The sequence below is a fragment of the uncultured Paracoccus sp. genome, assembly GCF_947487305.1.
Taxonomy (GTDB): domain Bacteria; phylum Pseudomonadota; class Alphaproteobacteria; order Rhodobacterales; family Rhodobacteraceae; genus Paracoccus.
The window spans coordinates 18,475-45,131 of sequence record NZ_CANKWH010000002.1 but is presented as its reverse complement, the minus strand read 5'-3'; the positions used below and the strand labels follow the sequence as shown (position 1 = coordinate 45,131).

The following is a 26,657-nucleotide window of genomic DNA, read 5'->3' as shown; positions in this document are numbered from 1 at the left end:
CCCTATATGGTTGGCCGACCGTGCCTGTGCCAGAGGTGATGTGCCAGCCACAGCAGCCCCAGCAGCAGAAGGATGACGATGCCGCATTTGCCAAGCGCCTCGGCGTCGCCCCGGAACCCGCGCGAAAAGACGTAGCCCAGCCCCATCTGGCTGACCACCCAGAGGAATTCGCCGGGCACAGAGGCGGCCACGAAGCGCGCGGGTTTCATCCCGGTGGCCCCGGCGACATAGTTCGAGGCCGGGCCGAGCGGCGTGATCAGCCAGCGCGCCAGAAACACCGCCAGCGGCCCGCGATGGCTGATGAACTGCCGCGCGCGGTCAAACAGCGCCTTGCGCCGCCCACCCATCGCCTCGAGCCTTGGGCCAAGGCGATGGGCCAGCGAAAAGGCGGTCAGATCGCCTGCCGCCGCGCCCAGCCACGCCCCTGCGACCAGAATCGGCAGATCCAGATGCCCGGTGCCGCCAAGCGCCCCAGCGGTGATCAGCAAAGCCGAGGTCGGCAGCGGCACCATCAGGCAGGAGAGGAAAGCCGAGGCCGCCAGCAGGAACGGCCCCCATTGCGGCAGCAGCGCCTCGAGCCACTCCGTCACCCCAGCACCCGCATGGCCTGCGTCAGCCCCTCCAGCGTCAGCGGCATCATCCGGTTCTCGAAGATCTGCCGGATCATCCCGATCGACTGGGTGTGACGCCAATGCGCCTCGGGCACCGGGTTCAGCCAGACATGGTCGGGCCAGGTCTCGGCGACGCGGTTCAGCCAGACCTGCCCGGATTCGGGGTTCCAATGCTCGTTGGCGCCGCCCGGCATGGCGATCTCGTAGGGCGACATCGACGCATCGCCGACGAAGATGCATTTGTAGTCGCGGCCAAAGCGGTGCAGCAGGTCCCAGGTCGGAATCTGCTCGTTCCAGCGGCGGCGATTGTCCTTCCACACCGCCTCGTAGAGACAATTGTGGAAGTAGTAATGTTCCATATGCTTGAACTCGGCCCGCGCGGCGCTGAACAGTTCATCCACCAGCCGCGTGTGGTCGTCCATCGAGCCGCCGACATCGAGAAACAGCAGCACCTTGACCGCATTCCTGCGCTCGGGCCGGGTCTGCACGTCGATATAACCGTGATCGGTGGTGGCGCGGATGGTGGCCGGCAGGTCCAACTCCTCGGCGGCACCGTGGCGCGCCCAGTTGCGCAGTCGCTTCAGCGCCACCTTGATGTTGCGGGTGCCCAGTTCCACCCCGTCATCGAAATCGCGGAACTCGCGCTTGTCCCAGACCTTCACCGCGCGGCGATGGCGGCTTTCGTGCTGGCCGATGCGCACGCCCTCGGGGTTGTAGCCATAGGCGCCGAAGGGCGAGGTGCCGGCGGTGCCGATCCATTTGTTGCCGCCCTGATGGCGCTTCTGCTGCTCGGCCAGCCGCTCGCGCAGGCGCTTCATCAGCTCCTCGAAGCTGCCAGCCGCTTCGACGGCGGCCTTCTCCTCGTCGGTCAGCAGCTTCTCGGCCAGCTTTTCCAGCCATTCGCGGGGCAGGGTGGTCTCGCTGACCAGCGCCTCCAGCGGCAGGTTTTCCAGCCCCGCGAAGGAGGCGGCAAAGGCTCGGTCGAAGCGGTCGATATGCCGCTCGTCCTTGACCAGCGCGGTGCGGGCGAAATGGTAGAAGCCGTCCACGGTCCAGCCGGTCACCCCGGCCTCGAGCCCCGCCAGCAGGTCCAGATACTCCCTCAGGCTGACCGGAACGCCGTGGCGGCGCAGGCTGTCGAGGAAGGGGGTCAGCATCAGATCATCCGGTCGATGATGACGGTGGCGAGGACGCCAAGCGCCGCGAAGCCCAAGGCATGGGCTGCCGCATATTGCAGCCGGTCCATGCGGTTGCCCTTCAGGCGTCCCGCGCGGCGCCAGCCGATCAGGGCTCCGATGACAAGGGCGGCGATAACGATCATGGCGGGCCTTTCTCTATCCTGACCCAGCAGATAGACCCGCAAATCCCCCTGTGCAACCGGGCCGATCACGCGCTAGCGTGAGGGAATGCCCGTGCCGGAGGACGCCATGGCCCAGAGAGACCCGAACCGCCAAGCGATGCGCAAGGCGCACAACGCCGACGAGACCGCGGCCATCACCGCGCTGATCGCGGATTATGGCCCCGATGCCGCCGCCCGCGCCCGCATCGATGCCACCACCGCCACGCTGGTCCGCGACATTCGAGCAGGCGACGATCCGGGGCTGATGGAGGTGTTTCTGGCCGAATATGGCCTGTCGACCGACGAGGGCGTGGCGCTGATGTGTCTGGCCGAGGCGCTGCTGCGCGTGCCCGATGCCGAGACCATGGATGAGTTGATCGAGGACAAGATCGCGCCCTCGGAATGGGGGCAGCATCTGGGCAAGTCGGCTTCCTCGCTGGTCAATGCCTCGACCTGGGCCCTGATGCTGACCGGCAAGGTGCTGCGCGGCAATGAAAGCCCCGGCATTGCCGGGCATCTGAGGAACGCGGTGAAACGATTGGGCGAGCCGGTGATCCGCACCGCCGTTCACCGCGCCATGCGCGAGATGGGTCAGCAATTCGTGCTGGGCGAGACGGTGAAGGACGCGATCCGGCGCGGGCGCGAGCGGGTCGGCAAGGGCTTTACCTACAGCTATGACATGCTGGGCGAGGCGGCGCGGACCGAGGCCGATGCCCGCGCCTATACCGCCGCCTATGAGGGCGCGATCGCGGCGCTGGCGGCGCAGGCGAAAAGCGATGACATCCGCGCCAATCCGGGCATCTCGATCAAGCTGTCGGCGCTGCATCCTCGCTATGAAGAGGGTCAGCGCGACCGGGTGATGGCGGAACTGGTGCCGATCGTGCTGCGCCTGGCACGGGCGGCCAAGGCCGCGAACATGGGGCTGAACATCGACGCGGAGGAGGCCGACCGGCTGGAGCTGTCGCTGGACGTGATCGAGGCTGTGCTGTCGGACCCCTCGCTGGCGGGCTGGGACGGGTTCGGCGTGGTGGTGCAGGCCTATGGCAAGCGCGCGCCCCATGTCATCGACTGGCTCGAGGCCCTGGCCGAGCGGCTGGATCGGCGGATCATGGTGCGGCTGGTGAAGGGCGCCTATTGGGATACCGAGATCAAGCGGGCGCAGGTCGAGGGGCTGGAGGGCTTTCCGGTCTGGACCCACAAGACCGCGACCGATGTGGCCTGGATCTGTTCGGCCCGGAAGCTGCTGGCCAGCCCCCGCATCTATCCGCAATTCGCCACCCATAACGCCCATTCGGCGGCGGCGGTGCTGGACCTGGCGGGCGAGGACAAGGACTGGGAATTCCAGCGCCTGCACGGCATGGGCGAGGCGCTGCATGACCTGCTGCACGACCGCTATGGCACGCGCTGCCGCATCTATGCCCCGGTCGGCGCGCATGAGGATCTGCTGGCCTATCTGGTGCGGCGGCTGCTGGAGAACGGCGCCAATTCCAGTTTCGTCAACCGCATCGTCGATACCGACGTGCCGCCCGAGGAGGTCGCCCCCGATCCCTTCATCGAATGGCAGAAGGTGGCGGGCCAGCCGGCGCGGGGCGTGCGCGCACCGCAGGCGCTGTTCGGCAGCCGGATGAACTCGCGCGGCTTCGACCTGCGCGATCCCGAGACGCTGGCACTGATCGATGCCGAGCGGGGAAAATGGGCGGATCACCAGTGGCAGGGCGGGCCGCTGCTGGCTGTTGCCGGGGATGAGGCTGGCCGGGTCGGCGAGGATGTGGTGAACCCGGCGCGTCCGGGGGACCACGTGGGCCGGATCGCGCTGTCATCCGACGCGGACATTGCCGGCGCGCTTGGCGCGGCGGCGATCTGGGATGCGACACCCGAGACCCGGGCCGCGGTGCTGATCCGCGCCGCCGATCTTTACGAGGCGCATCATGCCGAACTTTTCGCGCTGATCGCCCGCGAGGCCGGGAAATCGCTGGCCGATTGCGTGGCGGAACTGCGCGAGGCGGTGGATTTCCTGCGCTATTACGCGGGCTTTGCCACGGCAGACGCACCGCGCGGGGTCATCACCTGCATCTCGCCCTGGAACTTTCCGCTGGCGATCTTCACCGGCCAGATCGCCGCCGCGCTGGCCGCCGGCAATGGCGTGCTGGCCAAACCGGCCGAGACGACCAGCCTGATCGCCTGGCGCGCCACCCAGCTGCTGCACGAGGCCGGGGTGCCGGTCCATGCGCTGCAACTGCTGCCCGGACCGGGGCGGCAGGTCGGCACCGCACTGTCCAGCGATCCGCGCGTGGCGGGCGTCTGCTTCACCGGCAGCCTGCCCACGGCGCAGGCGATCAACCGGGCGATGGCGGAAAATCTTGCCCCCGATGCGCCGCTGATCGCCGAAACCGGTGGGCTGAACGCGATGGTGGTCGATTCGACCGCGCTGCCGGAACAGGCGGTGCGCGACATCCTTGCCAGCGCCTTCCAGTCCGCGGGGCAACGCTGTTCGGCGCTGCGCATCCTCTACGTGCAGGAGGACGTGGCCGACAAGGTGCTGACCATGCTGCACGGGGCGATGGACGAGCTGCGCATGGGCGATCCCTGGCATCTGGAAACCGATGTCGGCCCGGTGATCTCGGCAGGCGCAAGGAAAGGCATTGACGATCACGTGTCCGCCGCGCGCAGCGACGGGCGCATCCTGCACCGGCTGAAGCCGCCCTCGCGCGGGCATTTCGTGCCGCCGGTGACGATCCGCGTCAGCGGGATCGAGGCGATCGAGAAAGAGATCTTCGGCCCGGTCCTGCATGTCGCCCGCTTCAAGGCCGAGGATCTGGACCGGGTGATCGCCGCCATCAACGGCTCGGGCTACGGGCTGACCTTTGGCCTGCATACCCGCATCGATGACCGGGTCGAGCATATCGACCGGCATATCCATGTCGGAAACCTCTACGTGAACCGCAACCAGATCGGCGCCATCGTCGGCAGCCAGCCGTTCGGGGGCGAGGGCCTGTCGGGCACCGGCCCCAAGGCCGGCGGGCCGCATTACGTGCCGCGCTTCCGGGCGGCGGGGCATCACCACGGTGCCGATGACCGGCCCGAGGCCGATAGCGAACTGGTGAGGGATCAGTTGAAGCGCGCCAAGACCGATATCGACACCCCGCGCGAGACCACGCTGCTGCCCGGACCCACGGGCGAATCGAACCGGCTGACCAGCCATGCGCGCGGCACGATCCTGTGCCTTGGCCCCGACACGGGCGCGCAGGCCGCCATCGCGACGGCGGCGGGCTGTGCGGCGGTCGAGGTGACGGGACGGCTTTTGCCCGGAGCGCTCTCCAGCCTCAGCGGCATGGCGGTTGTCGCCTATGACGGGTCCGAGGAGATGGCGCGGGCCTATCGCATCGCCCTGGCGGGCCGGGAGGGGCCGATCATCCCGCTGGCGGGCAGCGCGGAGCTGGCCGGATATGCAGTGCTGGAACGCCATCTTTGCGTCGATACCACCGCCTCGGGCGGCAATGCCTCGCTGCTGGCAGCGGCGGAGTAGGGCGGTATCACTCAAGACCTGCGCGACCCCCCGCAAATCCGGGGTGCCGCGAAAAAATCATTTGCCCTGAAATGCTTGTCCGCAGGCACGGATACAGGATCTGTGCAGATAAAATCAGCGTTTGAGCATTTCCGCGCACTGGCCTGCCCCTTGAACGGTGACAGGTCGCGCGCTACGTTGGGTCCAAGTTGATATCGGAGGGCGTGCCAATGACGCCCAGGCGTCCCGCGGGTGCGGACGCGTTCCCGAAGCTGAAACCGGTTGAGCCGACCGTCACCCGCCAGTCCGAGGAAGGGCCGCTTTATGCGGCACTGGACCTTGGAACCAATTCGTGCCGGATGCTGATTGCGCGGCCGCGCGGCAATCAGTTTCAGGTCATCGACAGCTTCTCGAAACCCGTCCAGCTTGGGCAGGGTCTCGAGGCGTCTGGTCGTCTGTCGCGCAGTTCCATGGCGCGGACGGTGCATGCGCTGCAGGTTTGCCGACGCAAGCTCGAAACCCATAACGTCGTGAACATGCGTCTGGTTGCAACCGAGGCCTGCCGCCGCGCGCGCAATTCCCGCGACTTCATGCGCAAGATCCAGCGCGAGACCGGCCTGCCGGTCGAGATCATCGAGGCCGAGGAGGAAGCCCGGCTGGCGGTGATCTCCTGCGCGCCGCTGGTCAATCTCGCGACGGAACAGCTGCTGGTCGTCGATATCGGCGGCGGCTCGACCGAGCTGGTGTGGATCGATCTCGAGGATGTCGAGCCGACCGAACGGGCGCGGGCGATCATGCGGCTGGGGGACGGGTTCCGCAATCCGCAGCCGGGTGGCGCGTGGGTCGTGGACTGGATCAGCGTGCCGCTTGGCGTGGCGACGCTGCGCGACCAGTTCGCCGATGTCGAGGACGATCAAGGCCGCTTCGCGCTGATGAGCTGGTATTTCGAGGAGATGCTGGCCGATTTCGCCCCCTATGCGAACGGCTCGCCCGACGAGAATTTCCAGATCATCGGCACCTCGGGCACCGTCACCACGGTCGCGGCCAGCCATCTGGGGCTGCGGCGCTACGACCGAACCAAGGTTGACGGCCTGACCATGACAAGCGATCAGATCGACAAGGTGATTCACTCTTACCTCACGCTTGGCCCCGAGGGCCGCCGCGCCGATCCGCGCATCGGGCGGGAACGGCACGCGCTGATCATGTCGGGCGCGGCGATCTTGCAGACGCTGATGCGGGTCTGGCCGACCAGCCGGTTGTCGGTGGCGGACCGGGGGCTGCGCGAAGGTCTGCTCTATTCGCAGATGGTGAAGGATGGGGTGCTGACGCCCGAAGGATTGAACGGAGTGGCGTGATGGCCAAGGGAACCGGCGCGGGCAGCGCCAAGGGCAATACCAGCGGGCGCGGGCAGCGCGACCTGAAGGTGCGGGTGAAGACCGCCAAGGGCCGCAAGATGTCCAGCAAGCTGTGGCTGGAACGCCAGTTGAACGATCCCTATGTGGCCCGCGCCAAGCGCGAGGGCTATCGAGGCCGCGCGGCCTACAAGATCCTCGAACTGGACGACAAGTACCGCTTCCTGGTGCCCGGCGCCCGGGTGGTCGATCTGGGCTGCGCGCCCGGCGGCTGGTGCCAGGTCGCCGTGGCGCGGGTGAACGCGCTTGGCGAGAAGGGCGGCAAGTCCGTCGGCCGGGTGCTGGGCGTCGATCTGCAAGAGGTCGATGCCATTGCCGGTGCCGAGATCCATGTGCTGGATTTCCTCGAGGAAGGCGCCGACCAGAAGGTCAAGGACTGGCTCGGCGGGCGCGCCGATGTGGTCATGTCGGACATGGCCGCGGCCTCCAGTGGCCACAAGGGCACCGACCATTTGCGCATCGTGGCGCTGGTCGAGGCGGCGGCCGCCTTTGCCTTCGACGTGCTGGAGCCGGGCGGCACCTTCGTCGCCAAGGTGCTGGCGGGCGGGGCCGAGCTCGAGATGCAGACCATGCTGAAGAAGAACTTCACCAAGGTCGCCAATGTGAAGCCGCCGGCAAGCCGCAGCGATTCATCGGAAAAATTCGTGGTGGCGCAGGGGTTCCGCGGGCGTCCCGACGAGGACGCGGACGCGGGCGACGGCGATCTATAAGCGGATCGCCGTTTCCTCCTTGGCGGTGCGGATCACCACCATGGTAAAGAAGCGCGCCACGTTGGTATCGTCGCGGAACAGCCGCTCGCAGAGCGCATCGAACTCCTCCATGTCACGCAGCCGCAGGATCAGCACCACGTCGGTCTGGCTGGTCACGGCATAGGCCTGCGCCACCGCTTCCTCCTTGGTTGCCAAGGCGAGAAAGCGCGCCTGCTGCTGTTCGCCATGGCGCTGCAGTTCCACCGTGACGATGGCCTTCAGCACCCGCCCCGCCTTGGCCGGGTTCAGGATCGCCACCACCCGCTCGATCACGCCCGAACCACGCAGCCGCCGCACCCGGCGCAGGCAGCTGGACGGCGACAGCCCGACCGCGTCGGCCAGATCGGCATTGGTCCGCGCGGCGTCGCGCTGCATCAGGTTCAGGATCTTGCGGTCGAGGCGGTCCATGGGCGGCGTTCCGGTGGCAGACATCTTTGCAATATTATTGCACGAAACTGCAATCTTTGACCACAACCGTCATCGCAGCCATGGCACAGGATGAAAAAAGATCAACGGATTCCTGCCATGACGATTCTCGACCATATCACCCGCAAGACCCTGTCCTACCTGCAGCTTTACTGGATGCTGGTGCGCCTGATCCTGCCCATCGCGCTGATCACCGAGGCGCTGTCGCGCTTGGGCGTGATCAAGGCCATTGCCCCGGCTTTCGGCCCGGTCATGGCGCTCTATGACCTGCCGCCGGAACTGGGGCTGGCCTGGCTGACCGGGCTGCTCATCGGTATATGGGGGGCGATTCCGCTGATCTTCGCGCTGGTTCCGGTCAGCGAACTGACCGTGGCCGATGTCACCATCCTGTCGTCGCTGCTGCTCTTTGCCCATGCCCTGCCGATCGAACAGGGCATCCTGCGCCAGACCGGTGCGCGGTTGATGGCGACGGTGCTGATCCGCGTGGGCGGCGGCATGATCTATGCGATGATCCTGCACCAGCTGAGCAACGCGACCGGCTGGATGCAGGCCCCGGTTTCGGCCGTCTGGACGCCGATGGCGGGAACCGAGGGCTGGACCAGTTTCCTGATCGGGCTGGCCGAGACCATGGGCTGGATGCTCATCGTGCTGCTGGCGCTGTGCTGGGCCATCGAGATCCTGCGCCTCACCGGCGTCATGGACCTGCTGAACCGCCTCGTTGATCCGGTGCTGCGGCTGGCGGGGATCAGCGGCGAGGCGCGGCAATTCGCGGTGATCGGCGCGCTTCTGGGCATCTCCTATGGCGGCGGCATGATGATCCGCGAGGCGCAAAGCGGTCTGATCCCACCGCGCCAGATCTTTGCCGCCTGCGTCTTCATGGGCTTTTCCCATGCGATCATCGAGGACACGGCGATTGTCATGGCCATCGGCGCGGACGGGCTGGCTGTCGGGCTTGGCCGGATGGTCTTTGCCATCGCCGCCACGGCACTGGTGGTGCGTGTGCTGAACCGGGTTCCGGATCGGCTGTTCTACCAGTGGTTCTTCGTGCCGGGTGGCAGGGTCACGGGTGACAGGTCCGGTCAGCCCCAGGGCGACGTGGCCTGACCCGCGCAGCGAAAGCTGTCGGGCAGGCGGCCGGTGGCGGTGACGAAGGCCCGGCTCAGATGGGCGAGGCTGGAATAGCCCAGCATCCGCGCGATCCGGGCCGGGCTTTCCGTGGTGTCGCGCAGCATCTGCACCGCGCGGGCAAGGCGCAGGTCATGGACCAGGTCCACCGCCCGCTTGCCATGCCGGTGCTGGCAGGCGGCATCGAGTTCGGCGGTGGTCGCGCCAAGCGCCTCGGCCAGGTCGGCGATGGTGCTGCCATCGGCCAGACGGGTCTGGGCCAGCGCCACGAAACGCTCGGCCAGCGGCAGGTCGGGATCATGGCCCGGCCCCGGTTGCACCCGGCGGGCCACGGGTTCCAGCCGTGCCAGCCGCAGCGCCAGAAGCGACAGCTGGCAGGCGATGGCGGCGCGCGCATCGGGGCTGGCCCGCCGTGCCTCCTGCGCCAGCTCCTGCAGCATCTGCCGGGGCGCCGGGTCGTCATGGTCCAGCCGCCCGCCAAGCGCGCGCTCGGGCAGGGGATGGGACAGGTCACGGGTCAGCTCGGGCCCGATCAGCAGCACCTCGCCCGCGCAATCGACCAGGGGCAGCGCGGCAAAGGCGGTGCCGCACGGAATATAGAACAGGCTGTCCGGCCCCAGCGCCTGACGGCTGCGCGGGAAATCCAGTTGCAGCGTGCCGCGCGTCACCCGGATCAGCACATGTTCACCCCGCGTGCGCGGCAGGGGCATGGCGGCGCGGCTGCCCCAGACGAAACCGGCCAGCGGCAGCAGCCTGAGGCGGGATTGAGGCCGTGCGCGGCTGCCGATCTGGGCCAGCGGTCTGCGCGCAAAGGACGGCGAGTTTTCGCCCATCGAATCGCCGGTGCCGTCGTCGATATAGCCCGCATTCACCCCCGCACCGGCCAGCCGCCACGGCTCGGTTGCACTAACAGGGGTTGCAGAACCAGCCTGCGGTATCCCCTTGAAGCGACTGGGGGTAAATGGAAAACCGGAATTCGCGAGGCGACGACCTTCGGCCGACATGGACAGAACTCCGCACAGCAAGACACTATAGGCGAATTATTGCCTATAGCGCATGAGATGTAAAAGAGTTCCGCAGTTTTTGCGCACAGCCTGCCGGAAAGGGCAGTTCTGCCACAGGCCGGGCAGCAGGCCGGGCAGCGTCAGCCGACGGGCAGCGGCTGCCACCCCTTCATCCGGCCGCGAAACCAGATGCGCTGCGACTTGGCATATTGCCTTGTCGCGATCACTGCGCGTTCGCGCGCCTCATCGAGTGTCAGCTCGCCCCGGAGATGGGCGATCAGCTCGGGCGCGCCGATGGCCCGCGCCCATTGCGCGCCGGGCTGCCAGTCGGGCAGAACGGCGCGCGCCTCGTCCAGCGCGCCCTGATCCAGCATCAGGTCGAACCGGCGGGCGATTCGCAGGGCCAGCCAGTCCCGGTCGGCCATCATCACGACCCGCGTGGCCTGATCCGGGCCGATCAGCGGCGGCGGCGTTTCGGCCTGCCACTCGGCCAGCCCACGCCCGGTATTCTCCAGAACTTCCCAGGCCCGTTGGACACGGGCGGGGTTCAGGATGTCGATCTTGCCGCGCGTGGCCGGGTCCAGCGCCGCGACCATGCGTGCCAGTCCGTCGGGTTCAGCAAGCCGCCGGTCGCCTTCGGCGCGAATCTCGGGCGGAGTCGGCGGCACATAGGCCAGCCCTTCGGTCAGCGCGGTCAGGTAAAGCACGGTGCCGCCCACGATGATCAACCGCTGGCCGTTCAGCGCCGCCACGTCAGACAACCAGTCCCCGACCGAATAGCTGCGCCCCGGCGCGACATGGCCGTAAAGCGCATGGGGCAGGGCGGCTTCCTCGGCGGTCGAGGGGCGCGCGGTCAGCACCCGCCAGCAGGACCAGACCTGCAGCGCATCGGCATTCACGATCAGCCCGCCCTGCGCTCGGGCGACCTGCATGGCCAGCGCCGACTTGCCGCTGGCGGTGGGACCGGCGATCAGCAGGTGGCGGTCGCGGGGAATTGTCGTCAGATCGTGCTCGGGCATGGTTTGGCCGTGGTTGAACCTGATCCGCTTTTGCGACATTTTGCGCGGCAATGAAACCGACAGGGGGCCCATGCCGTGACCGAGACCGAAGGGGCCAAGCCCAAAAGCTATGACCGTGTGATGCTGAAGATCTCGGGCGAGGCGCTGATGGGCGACCAGGGCTTCGGCCTGCATCCCCCCACCGTCGCGCGGATCGCCGACGAGGTCGAATCGGTTCACAAGCTGGGCGTCGAGATCTGCATGGTCATCGGCGGCGGCAACATCTTCCGCGGGCTGCAGGGGAGCGCGCAGGGGATGGAGCGGACCACCGCCGACTACATGGGGATGCTGGCCACGGTGATGAACGCGCTGGCCATGCAATCGGCCCTGGAGGCCAAGGGCATCCATTGCCGCGTCATCAGCGCCATCCGCATGGACGAGGTGGCCGAGCCCTATATCCGCCGCCGCGCCGTGCGCCATCTGGAAAAGAAGCGCGTCATCATCTTCGCCGCCGGCACCGGCAACCCCTATTTCACCACCGACACGGCGGCGACGCTGCGCGCCTCGGAAATGAACTGCGAGGCGATCTTCAAGGGCACCAAGGTCGATGGCGTCTATGACAAGGACCCGGTGAAATTCCCCGATGCCAAGCGTTACGAGACCGTCAGCTATGACGAGGTGCTGCAGAAGCACCTGGGCGTGATGGATGCCTCGGCCATTGCGCTGGCGCGCGACAACGACCTGCCGATCATCGTCTTCTCGCTGGACGAGCCGGGCGGGTTCAAGGGCATTCTCGAAGGTCGCGGAACCTATACGCGCGTCCACGGTTAAGCCTCGAGACGGGCAGGGGGCCGACTGTCGCAGGGGCCGGTTAAACCTGCCACGGTGCAGCTGGTCCCCTTTGCCTCCGGGCCGCTTTGCGGTTACAAGCTGAGAAAACCAGGACGACAGGCAAGGCGAGATGGCAGAAGAGTTCGAAGTCGATACCGATGATCTGGAACGGCGGATGAAGGGCGCGATGGACAGCCTGCGCCACGAATTCGGCACGCTGCGCACCGGCCGCGCCTCGGCCAGCATGGTCGAGCCGGTCATGGTCGATGCCTATGGCAGCCCGACGCCGATCAATCAGATCGGCACCATCAACGTCCCCGAGCCGCGCATGGTCACCATCAACATCTGGGACAAGGGTCTGGTCAGCCGCGCCGAGAAGGCCATCCGCGACAGCGGGCTGGGCATCAACCCGCAGACCAATGGCACCATCATCATGCTGCCGATCCCCGAGCTGAACGAGGAACGCCGGCGCGAGCTGACCAAGGTCGCGGCTCAATATGCCGAGAACGCCCGGGTCGCCATCCGCAACGTGCGCCGCGACGGCATGGACCAGATCAAGAAGGGCAAGACCGCCGGCATGTCCGAGGATGACCAGAAATTCTGGGAAACCGAGGTGCAGGAGCTGACCAACAAGATGATCGCCGCCGTGGATGGCGCGCTCGAGGCCAAGCAGGCCGAGATCATGCAGGTCTGAGCGGATGGTCGCGGAAACCGCCAAGATCGACGCCGCGAGCGGCGCAGGGGGCGGCCAGCCGCCGCGCCATGTCGCCATCATCATGGACGGAAATGGCCGTTGGGCCACCGAGCGCGGCTGGCCGCGTCTTGTCGGCCATCGCCGCGGCGCCGAGCGGGTGAAGCAGATTGTCCGCGCCTGCCCCGACCTGGGGGTGAACTGGCTGACCATCTATGCTTTCTCGACCGAGAACTGGAAGCGATCGACCGAGGAAGTGCTGGGTCTGATGAAGATCTTCCGCCGCTATATCCAGCGCGAGGCCGACGGGCTGTCGGCCGAGGGCGTGCGGATGCGCTTTATCGGCGACCGCGAGCGCCTGGACGCCAAGCTGAAAAGCCTGATGGCCGGGATCGAGGCCCGCACTGCCGGCAATACCCGGCTGAACCTGACCGTGGCGATCAATTACGGCGGCCGCGACGAATTGCTGCGCGCTTCGAACCGTCTGGCCGAGAAGATCGCCTCGGGCCATCTGGCCGGGCCGGCCAGCGAGGCTGATCTTCAGGATTGTCTTGATACCGCCGGCCATCCCGACCCGGATCTGGTGATCCGCACCTCGGGCGAGACCCGCACCTCGAATTTCCTGCCCTGGCAGGCGGCCTATGCCGAATACGAGTTCAGCCAGACGCTCTGGCCGGACTTCACCCCCGATCATCTGGCCGAGATCCTGGACCGCTTCGGCCTGCGCAAGCGGCGCTTCGGAGGGGTATGACAGGCGGTCCACAACCCGGCCGATGGTCCGACCTGGGACGGCGGATCACCTCTGCGCTGATCCTTCTGGGCATCGGTCTGGCGCTGGCGCTGTCGACCGGGGTGGTGCTGCGGCTGTTCATGGCCTCCTTCATCGGCCTGACCTTCTGGGAACTGGCCAACATGACCGGCTGGCGCTATCCGGCGATGCACGAGACGCCCTTCGGCCGCGCCCGTCCGATGGTGCTGGCGCTGCTGGCGGGCATTTCGCTGTTCCTGTCGCTGATGGTCGGCAGCTATTGGGGCCTGCTGTATCTTGCGCTGCCGCTGATCGCTGGCTTGCCCGGGGCGATTTCCCGTGATCGGGTGACTTATGCGGTCTTTGGCGTGGCGATCCTGCTGGTCGGCTATGGGCTGGTCATCATGCGCGAGGATTATGGGCTGGCCTTTGTCATCTGGCTGATGGGCGTGGTCTTCCTGTCGGATATCCTTGGCTATTTCGCCGGGAAATTCTTTGGCGGCCCGAAGTTCTGGCCGCGGCTCAGCCCCAAGAAAACCTGGTCCGGCACCATCGCGGGCTGGGTCGGCGCTCTGGTTCTGGGGCTGATCCTGTGGTTCAGCAGCCATGGCGATCCGGCGCTGATCTGGATCTCGCCGCTGGTGGCCTTTGCCGGGCAGATGGGCGACATCGCCGAAAGCTGGCTGAAGCGGCGGGCTGGGGTCAAGGACAGTTCCAACCTGATCCCCGGTCACGGCGGTTTCATGGACCGTTTCGATGCGGTCTCGGGCGCGGTGCTGGCGGTGCTGTTCATCAGCATCCTCACCCATATTCCGGTTCTGGTGTTCTGATCCCATGCGCAGCGTTTCGATCTTCGGTGTCACCGGCTCGGTCGGCGAAAGCGGCTTTGACCTGTTGATGCGGGCGGGCGGTCCGGCGGCTTACCGCACCGTCGCCCTGACCGGCGGGCGCAATATCGCGCGACTGGCCGAGATGGCCCGCGCGCTTCAAGCCGAGATCGCCGTGACCGCGCATGAGGACGAGCTGCCCGCTTTGCGTGCCGCACTGGAGGGCTCGGGTGTCGAGGCCGCCGCCGGGACACAGGCGCTGATCGAGGCGGCGGGCCGTCCGGCTGACTGGACGCTGTCGGCCATCGTCGGATCGGCCGGGCTTGCACCGGGCATGGCGGCGCTGCGGCGGGGCGGCACGCTGGCCTTGGCCAACAAGGAATCGCTGGTCTGTGCCGGCACCCTGCTGCGCCAGACCGCCGCCGCCGCCGAGGCCCGCATCCTGCCGGTCGATTCCGAACATTCCGCCATTTTCCAATCTCTTGGAGGCTCGAACCTGGAAACTGTCGAGCAAGTAACCATCACCGCCTCGGGTGGCGCCTTCCGCGACTGGCCGCTGGACCGGCTGGCGGCGGCGACCGTGGCCGAGGCCTCGACCCATCCGAACTGGCAGATGGGCCAAAGGATCACCATCGACAGCGCAAGCATGTTCAACAAGGCGATGGAGGTCATTGAAACACATGAATTCTTTGATCTGCCCGCCGAGAAGATCAAGGTTCTGGTTCACCCGGAATCGATCCTGCATGCCATGGTCACGCACAAGGATGGCGGCACCATCGCACATCTGGGCCCGCCCGACATGCGCCATGCCATCGGCTATGCGCTGAACTGGCCCGACCGCCAGCCGCTGCCCTTGCCGGTGCTGGATCTGGCCGCGCTTGGCAGCCTGAATTTCCGCCATCCCGACGAGGCCCGCTGGCCGGCCCTGCGGCTGGCGCGCGAGGTGATCGCGGCGGGTGGTGCGGCAGGCGCGGTGTTCAACGCCGCCAAGGAACAGGCGCTGGATGATTTCATCGCCGGGCGCATCCGCTTCACCGAAATGGCCCCTCGGGTCGAGGCCACTCTGGACCTGATGGCCGCAAAACCCCATTTCAGCGCGGAACCGGGCGACCTGCCCACCGTCCTTGACTGGGACCGCACAGCACGAAAGGCCGCCGCCGCATGACCGACCTGATCCCGCAATTCGGCAGCACGCTTTACACGCTGCTGGCCTTCATCGTGGCGCTGTCGATCATCGTGGCCGTGCATGAATTCGGCCATTACATCGTTGGGCGCTGGTCGGGCATCAAGGCCGAGGTGTTTTCCATCGGCTTCGGCCCGCAGATCTTCTCGCGCCGCGACCGGCATGGCACGCTGTGGCAGGTGGCGGCGCTGCCGCTTGGCGGCTATGTCCGGTTCATGGGCGACGAGAACGCCGCCAGCGCCGGTCCGGGCCGCCGCGTCGATCCGGCGCTGCGCCGCCAGACCCTGTCGGGCGCGCCGCTCTGGGCGCGCTTCGCCACGCTGCTGGCCGGGCCGGTGTTCAATTTCATCCTGTCGATCCTGATCTTCGCCGGCTTTGCCATGATCGTCGGCCTGCCGCGCGACCAGGTGGTGATCGGCGAGATCGCACCCTCGCCGCCCGAGGTGGTGAACGAACTCATGCCGGGCGATCAGGTTCTGGCCATCGGCGGCGTGCCGGTGGCGGGTTGGGCTGACATGCGCAAGGTCATCGAGACCGTGCCGCCCGCAGCGTCGCAGGAATGGCGGGTGCAGCGCGGCAATGACGAGCTGACTGTCCCCGGCCCCGATCCGATGCCGCCGCGCGTGTCCGGTGTGGGCGCGCGCAGCGCCGCCGCCGATGCAGGCCTGCGCCCGGATGACGTGATCCTGTCGGTGGACGGGGTGCGGGTCGACCGTTTCGACCAGATCGCGCCCAAGGTGGCCGAGGCCGAGGGCAAGCCGCTGGTGCTGAAGGTCTGGCGGGAGGGCGAAGAGGTCAATGATTACACCGTCGCCGCGAAACAGCAGGACCTGCCCGCTGCCGAAGGCGGCTATGAACGGCGCTGGCTGGTCGGCATCACTGGCGGCGACGGCTATTTCACCCCCGAGACCCGCACGGCCGGACCGCTCGAGGCGCTGTGGCTGGGCATCGACCGCACCTGGTCGGTGATCGCCATGTCGCTGTCGGGCCTCTGGGCGATGATCTCGGGCCAGATCGACAGCTGCAACCTGGGCGGTGCGATTTCCATCGCGCAGACGACCGGCCAGGCCGCCAGCGCGGGTGGCGCAAGCTTCATCACCTGGATCGCCTTCCTGTCGGCGGCCATCGGTTTCCTGAACCTGCTGCCCATCCCCGTGCTCGATGGCGGGCATCTTATGTTTTACAGCTACGAGGCGGTAACTGGCCGCCCGCCCTCGGACCGGGCGCTGAATCTGCTGACCGCCATCGGCTTTGCTGCGGTCATCGGCTTGATGATTTTCGGCCTCACCAACGATCTTTTCTGCCCCTGAACGCGACTGCGGTTTTGACAGCCGCGACGAAACGGGGTTACAGCATGAACCAACAAAAGAAAGTGCCGCCGAAGCGGCGCGAGCAGGCTTGATATCAGAGGGGCGGCTATGACACGCAAACTGGGGACGCGCGCGGTTGCGCTGATGACGGCACTGGCGATCGCGGCACCGGCAGCCATGGTGGCCACGCCCGCCTCGGCCTTTGCCTTCAACGATGTGCGGATCGAGGGGGCCGAGCGGATCGAGGCGGCCACCATCCTCAGCTTCGCCAATATCGCGCGCGGGCAGGAAGTGTCGGGGGGCGATCTGAACGACGCGGTGCAACGGCTGCAGAATTCCGGCCTGTTCGAAAGCGTCGAGGTGATCCCGCAGGGCAGCACGCTGGTCATCCGGGTCAGCGAATACCCGACGATCAACCAGATCAGCATCGAGGGCAACAAGCGCATCAATGACGAGGACCTGCAGGCGGTGATCCAGTCGCAGGCCCGCCGCGTCTACCAGCCCTCGACGGCTTTGTCCGATGCCACCGCCATCGCCCAGGCCTATGCCGCCCGGGGCCGTCTGGCCGCCCGCGTTGATCCGCGCATCATCCGCCGTGACGGCAACCGCGTCGATCTGGTCTTCGAGGTCAGCGAGGGCGACGTGACCGAGATCGAGCGCATCGGCTTTACCGGCAACCGTGCCTTCTCGGACCGCCGCCTGCGGCAGGTGCTGGAGACCAAGCAGGCCGGCATCCTGCGCACCTTCATCCAGGCCGATACCTTCGTGCCCGAGCGTATCCCCTTCGACGAACAGCTGCTGACCGATTTCTACCGCTCGCGCGGCTATGCCGATTTCAAGGTGCAGGCCGTCGCGCCCGAGATCGTGCGCGAACGCGATGCGTTCTACGTCACCTTCAACATTCAGGAAGGTCCGCAATACCGCTTTGGCACGGTCGACACGATTTCGGAGATTCCGGGCGTCGATGCCTCGGCCTTCGGGGCGCAGAACCGGGTTCGGCGCGGGGCGGTCTACAACCCCGCCGCCATCGACAACACCATCCGCCGGATGGAGACTGTCGCCATCGAGCAGGGTCTGGATTTCGTCAATATCGAGCCGCGCGTGACCCGCAACCCCGGCTCGCGCACGCTGGACCTGACCTTCGCCCTGACCCGTGGCCCGCGCGTCTTCGTCGAGCGTATCGACATCGAGGGCAACACCACCACGCTGGACCGCGTCATCCGCCGCCAGTTCCGCACCGTCGAGGGCGACCCGTTCAACCCGCGCGAGATCCGCAACTCGGCCGAGCGCATCCGCGCCCTTGGCTATTTCTCGGACGCTCAGGTCGAGACCCGGCAGGGCAGCAGCGAGCAGCAGGTGATCGTCGATGTGAACGTCGAGGAACAGCCCACCGGCTCGCTGTCCTTCGGCGCGAGCTATGGCCAGAGCGCCGGCGTCGGCTTCAACGCCGCGCTGAGCGAGCGCAATTTCCTTGGCCGCGGGCAGGAGGTCGGGGTGGCCGTCTCGACCGCCGATGGCGACCGTCAGGCCGAACTGAACTTTGTCGAGCCCTTTCTTCTGGGTCGCGATCTGCGCTGGCGCTTCTCGGGCGGCTATGCCGAGACCGAGCAGCTGAACTCGAAATACGATACCCGCTCGGCCTTTATCGGCACCGGGCTGCAATTCCCGGTCTCGCAGAACGGCCGGCTGGAAGTGCGCTATCGCCTCAGCCGCGACACCATCTTCAACGTCGCCGACGGCATTCCCGATGGTGACGAGACCAGCGAACCCCGCAGCTCGTCGCTGATCATCGATGACGAGGGCGCGCGCGTCACCTCGGCGCTCGGCTATGTCTACAGCTATGACAGCCGCATCACCGGGCTTAACCCGTTGACTGGCTACAAGCTGAACTTCAGCCAGGACTTCGCCGGGCTGGGCGGCGACACGAAGAACGTCAAGACAGCCCTGCTGGCCGGCGTCGAAAGCCGCGCCTGGCGCGAAGAGATCACGCTGCGGGCCGAGTTCGAGGCCGGCGCCATCCTCAGCTATGACGACAGCGATACGCGGATCATCGACCGCTATCGCAACGGATCCAAGATCCGCGGCTTTGAGCCGAACGGCATCGGTCCGCGTGATCTTCTGGCCGAGAACGAGGATGCGCTGGGGGGCAACTATTTCTGGGTCGCCCGCGCCGAGGCGCAGTTCCCACTGGGTCTGCCCGAGGAATACGGCATCTCGGGCGGTCTCTTCGCCGATGTCGGCTCGATCTGGGGGCTGGACAACACCACCGCCTACACCGCTGCCGGCGAGGCCTACGAGATCGACGACGGCATGAAGGTGCGTGCCTCGGTCGGCGCCTCGCTGTTCTGGACCACGCCGATCGGACCGCTGCGGTTCAACTTCTCGAAGGCGGTCAAGCAGGAAGACTATGACGAGGATCAGAACTTCGATCTGACCATCTCGACCCGCTTCTGATGTGCTTGCCCCGTCTCGCTGCGCTTTTGGCACTGGCCCTGATCGCAGGGCCGGTTCTGGCGCAGCAGGCGCCGCCCTTGCCCGTGACCGGTGCTCAGACCGAGACCGAGGCGGAGGCCGGGGCAGAACCGGCTGGCGTCGCACCCTCCACCGGACCGATCGTCGTGGCCACGCCGGCGCAGACACCGGCAGGCTCGGTGGTGATCCTCGATCAGGACCGGCTGTTTGCCGGCACCGCCTGGGGCCGTCGCCTGCAAGCCGAGTTCGAGCAGGCAGGCGTCGAACTGGCAGCCGAGAACGACCGCCTTGCCGCGCAGCTGACGGAGGAGGAAAACCAGCTGACCCAGCAGCGCGCCACGCTGGACCCGGCCGAATTCCGCAAGCTGACCGAAGCCTTCGATAGCCGCGCCACCGAGATCCGCCGCCAGCGCGCGCAGGCAGTGCAGGATCTGAACGCGCGTGGCGATTCCGAGCAGACGGCCTTCTTTCAGGCAGCCGTTCCGCTGATCGGGCAGGTGATGCTGGAGCGCGGCGCGGTCGTGGTTCTTGACCGGCGGACCGTGCTGCTTTCGGCCGATGGCATCGACATCACCAATGACCTGATTGCCCGGATCGATGCCGAACTGGGCGATGGCGCCGACCAGCCGGCGGCGCCACCCGCCCCCGCCCCCGCGCCGCAACCCGAGAGCGCCGGCAACTAGGGCAGGCGCGCGATCCGCTCGCTCAGCAGCCGGAACAGGCCATCGCGGTCAACATGGCGGATATAGAGCGCGTTTTCCGGTCGCCCGGTGACGCGCCAGTAATCGGCCACGGTCATGCCTAGGGTGAATTCACCCTTCAGCTCGATCTCGACATTGATCTGCCGGCCCTCGAAGAGATCGGGCCGCAGCAGCCAGGCGACCGTGCAGGGATCATGCAACGGCGCGCCCTTGCTGCCGTATTTCTCCTTGTCGAACCGCTCGAAGAAATCGGTCCAGCTGGCGACGGCGGGGCCGCAGCGGTTGGGCAGGGCGCGCATTTCCTCGACCCAGTCGGCCGAGGTCATCGCCTCATGCGTGGCATCAAGCGGCAGCACCACGATCGGCACGCCCGCAGCAAAGACCTCGGCCGCCGCCTCGGGATCGACATAGATGTTGAACTCGGCTGCCGGGGTGATGTTGCCGACCTCGAAATAGGCCCCGCCCATCAGCACGATCTCCTGCACCTTCTCGACGATGTCGGGGGCGCGGCGGAAGGCCTGGGCGATATTGGTCAGGGGACCGATCGGCACCAGCGTCACCGTGCCGGCGGGCTCGGCGCGCAGCGTGTCGATGATGAACTCGACCCCGTGGCGGTCACGCAGCGGCATGGTCGGCGCCGGCAGCTCGATCCCGTCGAGGCCGGACTTGCCATGCACATGCTCGGCCGTGACCAGCTTGCGCGCCAAGGGCGCATCGCAGCCGGCAAAGACCGGCAGATCGGGACGCCCCGCCAGCTCGCAGATCTTGCGGGCATTCACCTCGGTCAGCGCCAGCGGCACGTTCCCGGCCACGGCGGTCAGGCCCAGCACCTCCAACTCGGGGCTGGCCAGCGCCAGAAGGATCGCCACGGCGTCATCCTGTCCCGGGTCGGTGTCGATGATGATCTTGCGCGCCATGGGGGTCTCCTGTCTTTTCGCAGCGCCCATTCCTGCGCCGAACCGCATCCGGGCGCAAGCCCGGCCTGAAGCCGATGACCTTGCGACCAATGGACAGGGGGAAGGCCGGCGCGCTAGTCGTTAGGATGAAGCTTCCTCGGAGTGTGCCAGTGACCCAATTGCCAGCCAGCATCGACGACACCATCACCCTGCTTGCCGGGCAGAATTACATCGCCGGGCGCGATCTGGGGACGGTAGCCTTTCTGGCGCTGAAACTCGGCAAGCCGCTGTTTCTGGAGGGCGAGGCCGGGGTGGGCAAGACGGAGATTGCCCGCGCGCTCTCCTTGGCGCTTGGCCGGCGGCTGATCCGGTTGCAATGCTACGAGGGGCTGGATGCCTCGAGCGCGATCTACGAATGGAATTTCGCCGCCCAGATGGTCGCCATCCGCACCGCCGAGGCGGTGGGCCAGACCGACCGGGCGGCGCTGCGGACCGAGCTGTCCTCGGACGAGTTCCTCATCCGCCGCCCGCTGCTCGAGGCCTTGGAGCCGCAGCCCGAAGGCCCGCCGGTGCTGCTGATCGACGAAATCGACCGCACCGACGAGCCGTTCGAGGCCTTCCTGCTGGAACTGCTGTCGGACTACCAGGTCACCATTCCCGAACTTGGCACCATCAAGGCCGTCGAACCGCCCATCGTCATCCTGACCTCGAACCGCACGCGCGAGGTGCATGACGCGCTGAAGCGGCGCTGCCTTTATCATTGGGTCGACTACCCCGGCTTCCAGCGCGAATTGTCGATCCTGCGCGCCCGGGTGCCAGAGGCGACGGAAAAGCTGTCGGCCGAGATCGTGGCCTTCGTTCAGGGGCTGCGCGGCGAGGATCTGTTCAAGTCGCCGGGCGTTGCCGAAAGCATCGATTGGGCGCGGGCGCTGGTCGCGCTGGATGCCGTGGCGCTGTCGCCGGACCTCATCACCGACACGGTGGGGGCGGTGCTGAAATACCAGGATGACATCGCCAGGATCGCCGGGGCCGAGACCACGCGGCTTCTGGACAAGGCGAAGGCCGAACTGGCCGCAGTCGGGTGAGGGGCGAGCTGATGCCCCAGGCCGATGGCCGGCTGGTCGAGAACATCGTCCATTTCGCCCGCGCCTTGCGCAAGGCCGGGATGAAGCTCGGCACCGCGCAGGTCGAGACCGCCATCCGCGCGGTCGAGGCGGCGGGCTTTACCCGGCGGGTCGATTTCTACCACATCCTGCGCGCCACCATGGTCACGCGCGCCGATGATCTGGACCTGTTCCATCAGGTCTTTGCCATGTTCTGGCGCGATCCGCAGTTCCTGGAATCGATGCTGCACATGCTGTCGCCCAAGATGCGCGAGGACAAGCCGCCGGCGCCGAAACCGGCGGCCCATCGCCGCGCGGCGGATGCGCTTGGCGACCTGCCCGAGCGTGATCCCCCCGATCTGCCCGAGCGCGAGGAGATCGAACGCGATGCGCTGCTCAGCTGGTCCGACAATGCCGTGCTGCGGGCGATGGATTTCGAACAGATGAGCGCGGCGGAACTGGCCGAGGCCGAGGCGGCGATCCGCACCCTCAGCCTGCCGGTGCCACCGATCCTGACCCGGCGGATGCGCGCTGACCCGCATGGCGCGCGGCCCGATCCCCGCGCCACCCTGCGCGCGGCATTGCGCCGGGGTGGCGAGATCGAGCGGATCGCGCGGAAATCAGCGCTCAAGCGTCCGCCCGACCTGGTGGCGATCTGCGATATTTCGGGCTCGATGTCGGTCTACTCGCGCCTGCTGATGCGCTTCCTCCATGCCATGGCCCATGCGCCGGTGCGGCGCTGGGGCCGGGTCGATGCCTTCACCTTCGGCACCGGCCTGACCAATGTGACACGCGCCTTGCAGAAACCCGACCCCGATGCCGCGCTGGCGGCCATCGGTCACGAGGCGAGCGACTGGCAGGGCGGCACGCGCATCGGCGCGGCGATCGAGCGGTTCAACAAGGATTGGTCGCGCCGGGTGCTGGGGCGCAATGCCGTGGTGCTGCTGATTACAGACGGTCTGGAACGCGGCGATGCAACACAGCTTCAGGCACAGATCCAGCGCCTGTCGCTGTCGTCCCGACGGCTGATCTGGCTGAACCCGCTGCTGCGCTATGACGGCTTCTCGCCGCGCGCTGCCGGAGTCCGCGCGATCCTGCCACATGTCGACAGCCTGCATGCCTGCCACTCGCTCGACAGCCTTGCCGATCTGGGTCGCGCGCTGGCCGAGCCGGGTCTGCGCGATGTGCTGCTGCGGCAGATGTGAGCCGGTCTCTACGACCAATGGACTGTTTACCGCCAAGTCAAAATCCTTGCGTTGTAGGGGTCTGCCGATAAGCTGAGCGGGCATGACATGCCCGTTTCCTGAGGAGGAGAGACTGCATGGATATGACTGGCGAATATCGCATTTCCGCCCCCCGCGAGGTGGTGTGGCAGGCCCTGAACAGCGCCGATGCGCTGAAGGCCTGCATTCCCGGCTGCGAGGAACTGGCCAAGACCTCGGATACCGGGTTCACCGCCACCGTGGTCCAGAAGATCGGCCCGGTGAAGGCGCGCTTCAATGGCGAGGTGCAGCTGGAAAACATCAATGCCCCCGAAAGCTATACCATTCGCGGCGAGGGCAAGGGCGGGGTCGCGGGCTTTGCCAAGGGCGGGGCCGATGTGCATCTGGCCGACGACGGCGGCGAGACCGTGCTGACCTACAAGGTCAATGCCCAGATCGGCGGCAAGCTGGCGGCGCTTGGCAGCCGGCTGATCGAGTCGACCTCGAAGAAGCTGGCGGCGAAATTCTTTGAGAACTTTCAGACCTATCTGAACGACGGCGGGGCAGGGCGCGCGTCCTGACACATCTGCCGGGCCGGGGTGACAGCCGGCCACACCAAAAAGACCCAGGGAGAACTCCATGACCAAGGTAAGCATGAAGGTGAACGGCAAGGCGGTCAGCCGCGACGTGCCGGACAACACCCTTCTCGTCGAATTCCTGCGCGAGCAGCTGCGCCTGACCGGCACCCATGTCGGCTGCGACACCAGCCAGTGCGGCGCCTGCACCGTCCATGTGAACGGCCGCGCCATCAAATCCTGCACCCAGCTGGCCGTCTCGCTGGAAGGCGCCGAGGTGACCACCATCGAGGGCATCGCCAATGACGGCGAGCTGCACCCGATGCAGGTGGCGTTCAACGACCATCACGGGTTGCAATGCGGCTTCTGCACGCCGGGCATGATCATGGCCGGGATCGACATGGTGAACCGCTATCAGGCGCAGGGCAAGGATCTGACCGAAGAGGCGATCCGCTTCGAGCTCGAGGGCAATCTCTGCCGCTGCACCGGCTATCATAACATCGTCAAGGCCATCGACGACGCCGCTGGCAAGATGACGGGCATGGCCCGCGCGGCCGAGTGAGGGAGGGGACAGAGATGAGCACCGGAATCGGCGCGCGCGTCAAGCGCAAGGAAGACAAGCGGTTCATCACCGGACAGGGTCGCTATACCGACGATGTGCGGGTGGATAACCAGGCCTATGCGGCTTTCGTCCGCAGCCCACACGCCCATGCGAAAGTGACCAGCATCGACAAGTCCGAGGCAGAGGCGGCCGAGGGCGTGATCGCCGTGCTGGACGGTCGGCAGCTGACCGGCGACGGCATCGGCAACCTGATCTGTGGCTGGGCCGTCAGCTCCAAGGATGGTAGCCCGATGAACATGGGCCCGTGGTCGGCGCTTGCCACCGACCGGGTGCGCTATGTCGGCGACGCCGTGGCGGTGGTCATCGCCGAGACCAAGCAGCAGGCCCGCGACGCCGCCGAACTGGTGGCGGTCGAATACGAGGAACTGCCGGTCGTGGCCTCCTCGACGGCGGCGCTGGAAGACGGCGCGGTGCAGGTCCATGACAACGCCCCCGGCAATATCGTCTTTGACTGGGAGATCGGCGACGAGGCCGCGACCGATGCGGCGCTGGCTGGCGCGGCGCATGTCACCGAGATGCGCGTGGTCAACAACCGCCTCAGCCCCAACCCGATGGAGCCGCGTTCGGCGGTGGCGATCTATGACTCGGCCGAGGATCATTACACCCTCTACACCACCAGCCAGAACCCGCATGTGGCGCGCCTGGTGCTGTCGGCCTTCTACAATGTCGCCCCCGAACACAAGCTGCGGGTGATCGCGCCCGATGTCGGCGGCGGTTTCGGTGCCAAGATCTATATCTATCCCGAGGAAATCACCTGCCTCTGGGCCTCGATGAAGACCGGACGCTCGGTCAAGTGGACGGCGGACCGGTCCGAGGCGTTCGTCACCGATGCCCATGGCCGCGACCATGTCACCCATGCGCGGATGGGCTTTGACGCCAATGGCAAGATCGTCGGCTTCAAGGTCGACACCCACGCCAACCTCGGCGCCTACATGTCGCTCTTCTCCAGCGCGACGCCGACCTATCTCTATGCCACGCTTCTGTCGGGGCAGTACGACATCCAGAACATCTACGGCAATGTGAAGGGCATCTACACCAACACCGTTCCGGTCGATGCCTATCGCGGCGCGGGCCGGCCCGAGGCGACCTTCCTTGTCGAGCGGACGATGGAGACGGCGGCGCGCGAGATGGGGATGGACCCGGCGGAACTGCGCCGGCGCAACTTCATCGGCAGCTTCCCGCACCAGACGCCGGTGATCATGACCTATGACGCGGGCGATTTCGCCGGCAACCTGGACATGGGGCAGGCGGCCGCCGACGTGGCGGGCTTCCCCGCCCGCAAGGCCGAGGCGGCATCGCGCGGCAAGCTGCGGGGTCTGGGCTATTCCTGCTATATCGAGGCCTGCGGCATCGCGCCCTCGGCGGCGGTGGGCAGCCTTGGCGCCGGGGTGGGCCTCTGGGAATCCGCCGAGGTGCGGGTGAACCCCGTTGGCACCATCGAGATCCTGACCGGCAGTCACAGCCACGGACAGGGGCACGAGACCACCTTCGCCCAGATCGTCGGCGAACGCTTCGGCCTGCCGATCGAGAATGTCTCGATCGTTCATGGCGACACCGACAAGGTGCAGTTCGGCATGGGCACCTATGGCTCGCGCTCGGGCGCGGTCGGCATGTCGGCCATCGTCAAGGCGATGGACAAGGTCGAGGCCAAGGTGAAGAAGATCGCCGCCCATGTGCTGGAAGCCAGCGAGGATGACATCGTGATCGAGGGCGGCGCGGTCAAGGTCGCCGGCACCGACAAGCAGATGCTGTGGCACGAGGTCGGGCTGGCCGCCTATACCGCCCATAACCTGCCAGCGGGGATGGAGCCGGGGCTGAAGGAAACCGCCTTCTATGACCCGGTGAACTTCACCTTCCCCGCCGGCTGCTACATCGCCGAGGTCGAGGTCGATCCCGAGACCGGGGTGACGAAGATCATCCAGTTCACCGCCGCCGATGATTTCGGCACGGTCATCAACCCGATGATCGTCGAGGGGCAGGTGCATGGCGGTGCGGCACAGGGCATCGGCCAGGCGATGCTGGAAGGCGTCGTCTATGACGAGGACGGCCAGCTTCTGACCGGCTCCTACATGGATTACTGCATGCCGCGCGCCGATGACGTGCCCTTCTACAGGATCGAGCACAACAAGACGATCTGTCCGGGCAACCCCTTGGGGATGAAGGGCTGCGGCGAGGCCGGGGCCATCGGCACCCCGCCGGCGATCATCAACGCGATCACCGATGCCATCGGCAATAATGACCTGCAGATGCCGGCGACGCCGCTGAAGGTCTGGACGGCGCTGCAGGCGGCTCAGAAGCCCATGGCGGCGGAATAAGGGAGGTTCATG

Annotated in this window: 24 protein-coding genes; 17 read left to right on the top strand and 7 right to left on the bottom strand. The window is 66.8% G+C overall.

Annotated features, from left to right (window positions below; genetic code table 11):
- Nucleotides 1-2 precede the first annotated feature (2 nt).
- From Q1A36_RS02810 to Q1A36_RS02800, 3 genes are read right to left on the bottom strand one after another with little or no spacing between them, the layout of a single operon-like run.
- Nucleotides 3-590 (bottom strand): VTT domain-containing protein, encoded by a 588-nt coding sequence (locus Q1A36_RS02810; RefSeq protein ID WP_299839472.1) that lies wholly within the window; start codon nt 588-590, stop codon nt 3-5.
- The gene (locus tag Q1A36_RS02805; RefSeq protein ID WP_299839467.1) at nt 587-1,768 is read right to left on the bottom strand and encodes a VWA domain-containing protein; all 1,182 of its coding nucleotides are present in this window, start codon (nt 1,766-1,768) and stop codon (nt 587-589) included. The genes Q1A36_RS02810 and Q1A36_RS02805 overlap by 4 nt, the downstream gene beginning before the upstream one ends.
- On the bottom strand, nt 1,768-1,932 hold the full coding sequence (locus tag Q1A36_RS02800) for a hypothetical protein (protein WP_198590280.1): 165 nt from the start codon (nt 1,930-1,932) through the stop codon (nt 1,768-1,770). Before Q1A36_RS02800 ends, Q1A36_RS02805 begins: the two co-directional genes overlap by 1 nt.
- A gap of 106 nt (nt 1,933-2,038) precedes the next feature.
- On the opposite strand from Q1A36_RS02800, the gene putA reads away from it, so the two are divergent.
- The 3 genes from putA to Q1A36_RS02785 all read left to right on the top strand — a co-directional run bounded on the left by putA (nt 2,039) and on the right by Q1A36_RS02785 (nt 7,577).
- On the top strand, nt 2,039-5,476 hold the full coding sequence (gene putA / locus Q1A36_RS02795; RefSeq protein WP_299839462.1) for a bifunctional proline dehydrogenase/L-glutamate gamma-semialdehyde dehydrogenase PutA: 3,438 nt from the start codon (nt 2,039-2,041) through the stop codon (nt 5,474-5,476).
- A gap of 209 nt (nt 5,477-5,685) precedes the next feature.
- Nucleotides 5,686-6,810 carry a Ppx/GppA phosphatase family protein gene (locus Q1A36_RS02790; protein ID WP_299839459.1) on the top strand — a complete coding sequence of 375 codons (1,125 nt, stop codon included), beginning with the start codon at nt 5,686-5,688 and terminating at the stop codon, nt 6,808-6,810.
- A complete protein-coding gene (locus tag Q1A36_RS02785; protein WP_299839456.1) occupies nt 6,810-7,577 on the top strand; it encodes an RlmE family RNA methyltransferase in 768 nt (255 codons plus the stop codon). The genes Q1A36_RS02790 and Q1A36_RS02785 overlap by 1 nt, the downstream gene beginning before the upstream one ends.
- On the opposite strand, the gene Q1A36_RS02780 is transcribed toward Q1A36_RS02785, so the two are convergent.
- A complete protein-coding gene (locus Q1A36_RS02780; protein ID WP_299839453.1) occupies nt 7,572-8,048 on the bottom strand; it encodes an Lrp/AsnC family transcriptional regulator in 477 nt (158 codons plus the stop codon). The genes Q1A36_RS02785 and Q1A36_RS02780 overlap by 6 nt on opposite strands.
- A 93-nt stretch (nt 8,049-8,141) precedes the next feature.
- Between Q1A36_RS02780 and Q1A36_RS02775 the strand changes: the two genes are divergently transcribed.
- Nucleotides 8,142-9,146, top strand: coding sequence for a nucleoside recognition domain-containing protein (locus Q1A36_RS02775; RefSeq protein ID WP_299839450.1), 1,005 nt, complete (start codon nt 8,142-8,144; stop codon nt 9,144-9,146).
- Here Q1A36_RS02775 and Q1A36_RS02770 read toward each other — a convergent pair.
- Together Q1A36_RS02770 and miaA are read right to left on the bottom strand one after the other, a co-directional pair.
- Nucleotides 9,122-10,039, bottom strand: coding sequence for an AraC family transcriptional regulator (locus Q1A36_RS02770; RefSeq protein WP_299839447.1), 918 nt, complete (start codon nt 10,037-10,039; stop codon nt 9,122-9,124). The two genes, Q1A36_RS02775 and Q1A36_RS02770, sit on opposite strands and share 25 nt — an antisense overlap.
- A gap of 272 nt (nt 10,040-10,311) precedes the next feature.
- Complete coding sequence (gene miaA, locus Q1A36_RS02765; RefSeq protein ID WP_299839444.1) at nt 10,312-11,190, bottom strand: tRNA (adenosine(37)-N6)-dimethylallyltransferase MiaA; 879 nt, start codon at nt 11,188-11,190, stop codon at nt 10,312-10,314.
- Between the two features lie 120 nt (nt 11,191-11,310).
- Between miaA and pyrH the strand changes: the two genes are divergently transcribed.
- The 8 genes from pyrH (at nt 11,311) to Q1A36_RS02725 (ending at nt 19,914) form a co-directional block, all read left to right on the top strand.
- Nucleotides 11,311-12,000, top strand: a complete 690-nt coding sequence (pyrH, locus tag Q1A36_RS02760) for a UMP kinase (protein WP_299840472.1) — start codon at nt 11,311-11,313, stop codon at nt 11,998-12,000.
- Between the two features lie 130 nt (nt 12,001-12,130).
- Entirely contained in the window at nt 12,131-12,694 is a 564-nt protein-coding gene (gene frr, locus Q1A36_RS02755; protein ID WP_101751646.1) for a ribosome recycling factor, read from the top strand.
- 4 nt (nt 12,695-12,698) lie between these two features.
- Nucleotides 12,699-13,442: a polyprenyl diphosphate synthase gene (gene uppS, locus Q1A36_RS02750; RefSeq protein WP_299839440.1), complete on the top strand. Its 744-nt coding sequence runs from the start codon at nt 12,699-12,701 to the stop codon at nt 13,440-13,442.
- Nucleotides 13,439-14,269: a phosphatidate cytidylyltransferase gene (locus Q1A36_RS02745; RefSeq protein WP_299839437.1), complete on the top strand. Its 831-nt coding sequence runs from the start codon at nt 13,439-13,441 to the stop codon at nt 14,267-14,269. Before uppS ends, Q1A36_RS02745 begins: the two co-directional genes overlap by 4 nt.
- A 4-nt stretch (nt 14,270-14,273) precedes the next feature.
- Complete coding sequence (dxr, locus tag Q1A36_RS02740) at nt 14,274-15,431, top strand: 1-deoxy-D-xylulose-5-phosphate reductoisomerase (protein ID WP_299839434.1); 1,158 nt, start codon at nt 14,274-14,276, stop codon at nt 15,429-15,431.
- Nucleotides 15,428-16,759, top strand: coding sequence for an RIP metalloprotease RseP (gene rseP, locus Q1A36_RS02735; protein ID WP_299839431.1), 1,332 nt, complete (start codon nt 15,428-15,430; stop codon nt 16,757-16,759). Before dxr ends, rseP begins: the two co-directional genes overlap by 4 nt.
- Nucleotides 16,760-16,867: 108 nt before the next feature.
- Entirely contained in the window at nt 16,868-19,213 is a 2,346-nt protein-coding gene (gene bamA / locus Q1A36_RS02730) for an outer membrane protein assembly factor BamA (protein WP_299839428.1), read from the top strand.
- Nucleotides 19,214-19,239: 26 nt separating this feature from the next.
- Nucleotides 19,240-19,914 carry an OmpH family outer membrane protein gene (locus tag Q1A36_RS02725; protein ID WP_299839425.1) on the top strand — a complete coding sequence of 225 codons (675 nt, stop codon included), beginning with the start codon at nt 19,240-19,242 and terminating at the stop codon, nt 19,912-19,914.
- Here the strand turns inward: Q1A36_RS02725 and Q1A36_RS02720 are convergent.
- Nucleotides 19,911-20,849, bottom strand: a complete 939-nt coding sequence (locus tag Q1A36_RS02720; protein WP_299839423.1) for a nucleoside hydrolase — start codon at nt 20,847-20,849, stop codon at nt 19,911-19,913. The genes Q1A36_RS02725 and Q1A36_RS02720 overlap by 4 nt on opposite strands.
- A 149-nt stretch (nt 20,850-20,998) precedes the next feature.
- Here Q1A36_RS02720 and Q1A36_RS02715 point away from each other — a divergent pair, with 149 nt between their 5' ends.
- The 5 genes from Q1A36_RS02715 to Q1A36_RS02695 all read left to right on the top strand — a co-directional run bounded on the left by Q1A36_RS02715 (nt 20,999) and on the right by Q1A36_RS02695 (nt 26,645).
- Nucleotides 20,999-21,913, top strand: coding sequence for a MoxR family ATPase (locus Q1A36_RS02715; RefSeq protein WP_299839420.1), 915 nt, complete (start codon nt 20,999-21,001; stop codon nt 21,911-21,913).
- Between the two features lie 11 nt (nt 21,914-21,924).
- Nucleotides 21,925-23,136, top strand: coding sequence for a VWA domain-containing protein (locus Q1A36_RS02710; RefSeq protein WP_299839417.1), 1,212 nt, complete (start codon nt 21,925-21,927; stop codon nt 23,134-23,136).
- A gap of 116 nt (nt 23,137-23,252) precedes the next feature.
- Complete coding sequence (locus Q1A36_RS02705; RefSeq protein ID WP_299839413.1) at nt 23,253-23,714, top strand: carbon monoxide dehydrogenase subunit G; 462 nt, start codon at nt 23,253-23,255, stop codon at nt 23,712-23,714.
- Between the two features lie 58 nt (nt 23,715-23,772).
- The gene (locus tag Q1A36_RS02700) at nt 23,773-24,270 is read left to right on the top strand and encodes a (2Fe-2S)-binding protein (RefSeq protein ID WP_299839410.1); all 498 of its coding nucleotides are present in this window, start codon (nt 23,773-23,775) and stop codon (nt 24,268-24,270) included.
- A gap of 14 nt (nt 24,271-24,284) precedes the next feature.
- Complete coding sequence (locus tag Q1A36_RS02695; protein ID WP_299839407.1) at nt 24,285-26,645, top strand: xanthine dehydrogenase family protein molybdopterin-binding subunit; 2,361 nt, start codon at nt 24,285-24,287, stop codon at nt 26,643-26,645.
- Nucleotides 26,646-26,657 lie beyond the last annotated feature (12 nt).

Coding starts and splice junctions, on each gene's coding strand:
- Q1A36_RS02700 (WP_299839410.1), top strand. CDS start 23,773: ATGACCAAGGTAAGCATGAAGGTGAACGGCAAGGCGGTCAGCCGCGAC.
- Q1A36_RS02695 (WP_299839407.1), top strand. CDS start 24,285: ATGAGCACCGGAATCGGCGCGCGCGTCAAGCGCAAGGAAGACAAGCGG.
- bamA (WP_299839428.1), top strand. CDS start 16,868: ATGACACGCAAACTGGGGACGCGCGCGGTTGCGCTGATGACGGCACTG.
- rseP (WP_299839431.1), top strand. CDS start 15,428: ATGACCGACCTGATCCCGCAATTCGGCAGCACGCTTTACACGCTGCTG.
- dxr (WP_299839434.1), top strand. CDS start 14,274: ATGCGCAGCGTTTCGATCTTCGGTGTCACCGGCTCGGTCGGCGAAAGC.
- Q1A36_RS02720 (WP_299839423.1), bottom strand. CDS start 20,849: ATGGCGCGCAAGATCATCATCGACACCGACCCGGGACAGGATGACGCC.
- Q1A36_RS02805 (WP_299839467.1), bottom strand. CDS start 1,768: ATGCTGACCCCCTTCCTCGACAGCCTGCGCCGCCACGGCGTTCCGGTC.
- Q1A36_RS02780 (WP_299839453.1), bottom strand. CDS start 8,048: ATGTCTGCCACCGGAACGCCGCCCATGGACCGCCTCGACCGCAAGATC.
- Q1A36_RS02710 (WP_299839417.1), top strand. CDS start 21,925: ATGCCCCAGGCCGATGGCCGGCTGGTCGAGAACATCGTCCATTTCGCC.
- Q1A36_RS02790 (WP_299839459.1), top strand. CDS start 5,686: ATGACGCCCAGGCGTCCCGCGGGTGCGGACGCGTTCCCGAAGCTGAAA.
- Q1A36_RS02800 (WP_198590280.1), bottom strand. CDS start 1,932: ATGATCGTTATCGCCGCCCTTGTCATCGGAGCCCTGATCGGCTGGCGC.
- uppS (WP_299839440.1), top strand. CDS start 12,699: ATGGTCGCGGAAACCGCCAAGATCGACGCCGCGAGCGGCGCAGGGGGC.
- Q1A36_RS02705 (WP_299839413.1), top strand. CDS start 23,253: ATGGATATGACTGGCGAATATCGCATTTCCGCCCCCCGCGAGGTGGTG.
- Q1A36_RS02775 (WP_299839450.1), top strand. CDS start 8,142: ATGACGATTCTCGACCATATCACCCGCAAGACCCTGTCCTACCTGCAG.
- frr (WP_101751646.1), top strand. CDS start 12,131: ATGGCAGAAGAGTTCGAAGTCGATACCGATGATCTGGAACGGCGGATG.
- Q1A36_RS02745 (WP_299839437.1), top strand. CDS start 13,439: ATGACAGGCGGTCCACAACCCGGCCGATGGTCCGACCTGGGACGGCGG.
- Q1A36_RS02785 (WP_299839456.1), top strand. CDS start 6,810: ATGGCCAAGGGAACCGGCGCGGGCAGCGCCAAGGGCAATACCAGCGGG.
- miaA (WP_299839444.1), bottom strand. CDS start 11,190: ATGCCCGAGCACGATCTGACGACAATTCCCCGCGACCGCCACCTGCTG.
- pyrH (WP_299840472.1), top strand. CDS start 11,311: ATGCTGAAGATCTCGGGCGAGGCGCTGATGGGCGACCAGGGCTTCGGC.
- putA (WP_299839462.1), top strand. CDS start 2,039: ATGGCCCAGAGAGACCCGAACCGCCAAGCGATGCGCAAGGCGCACAAC.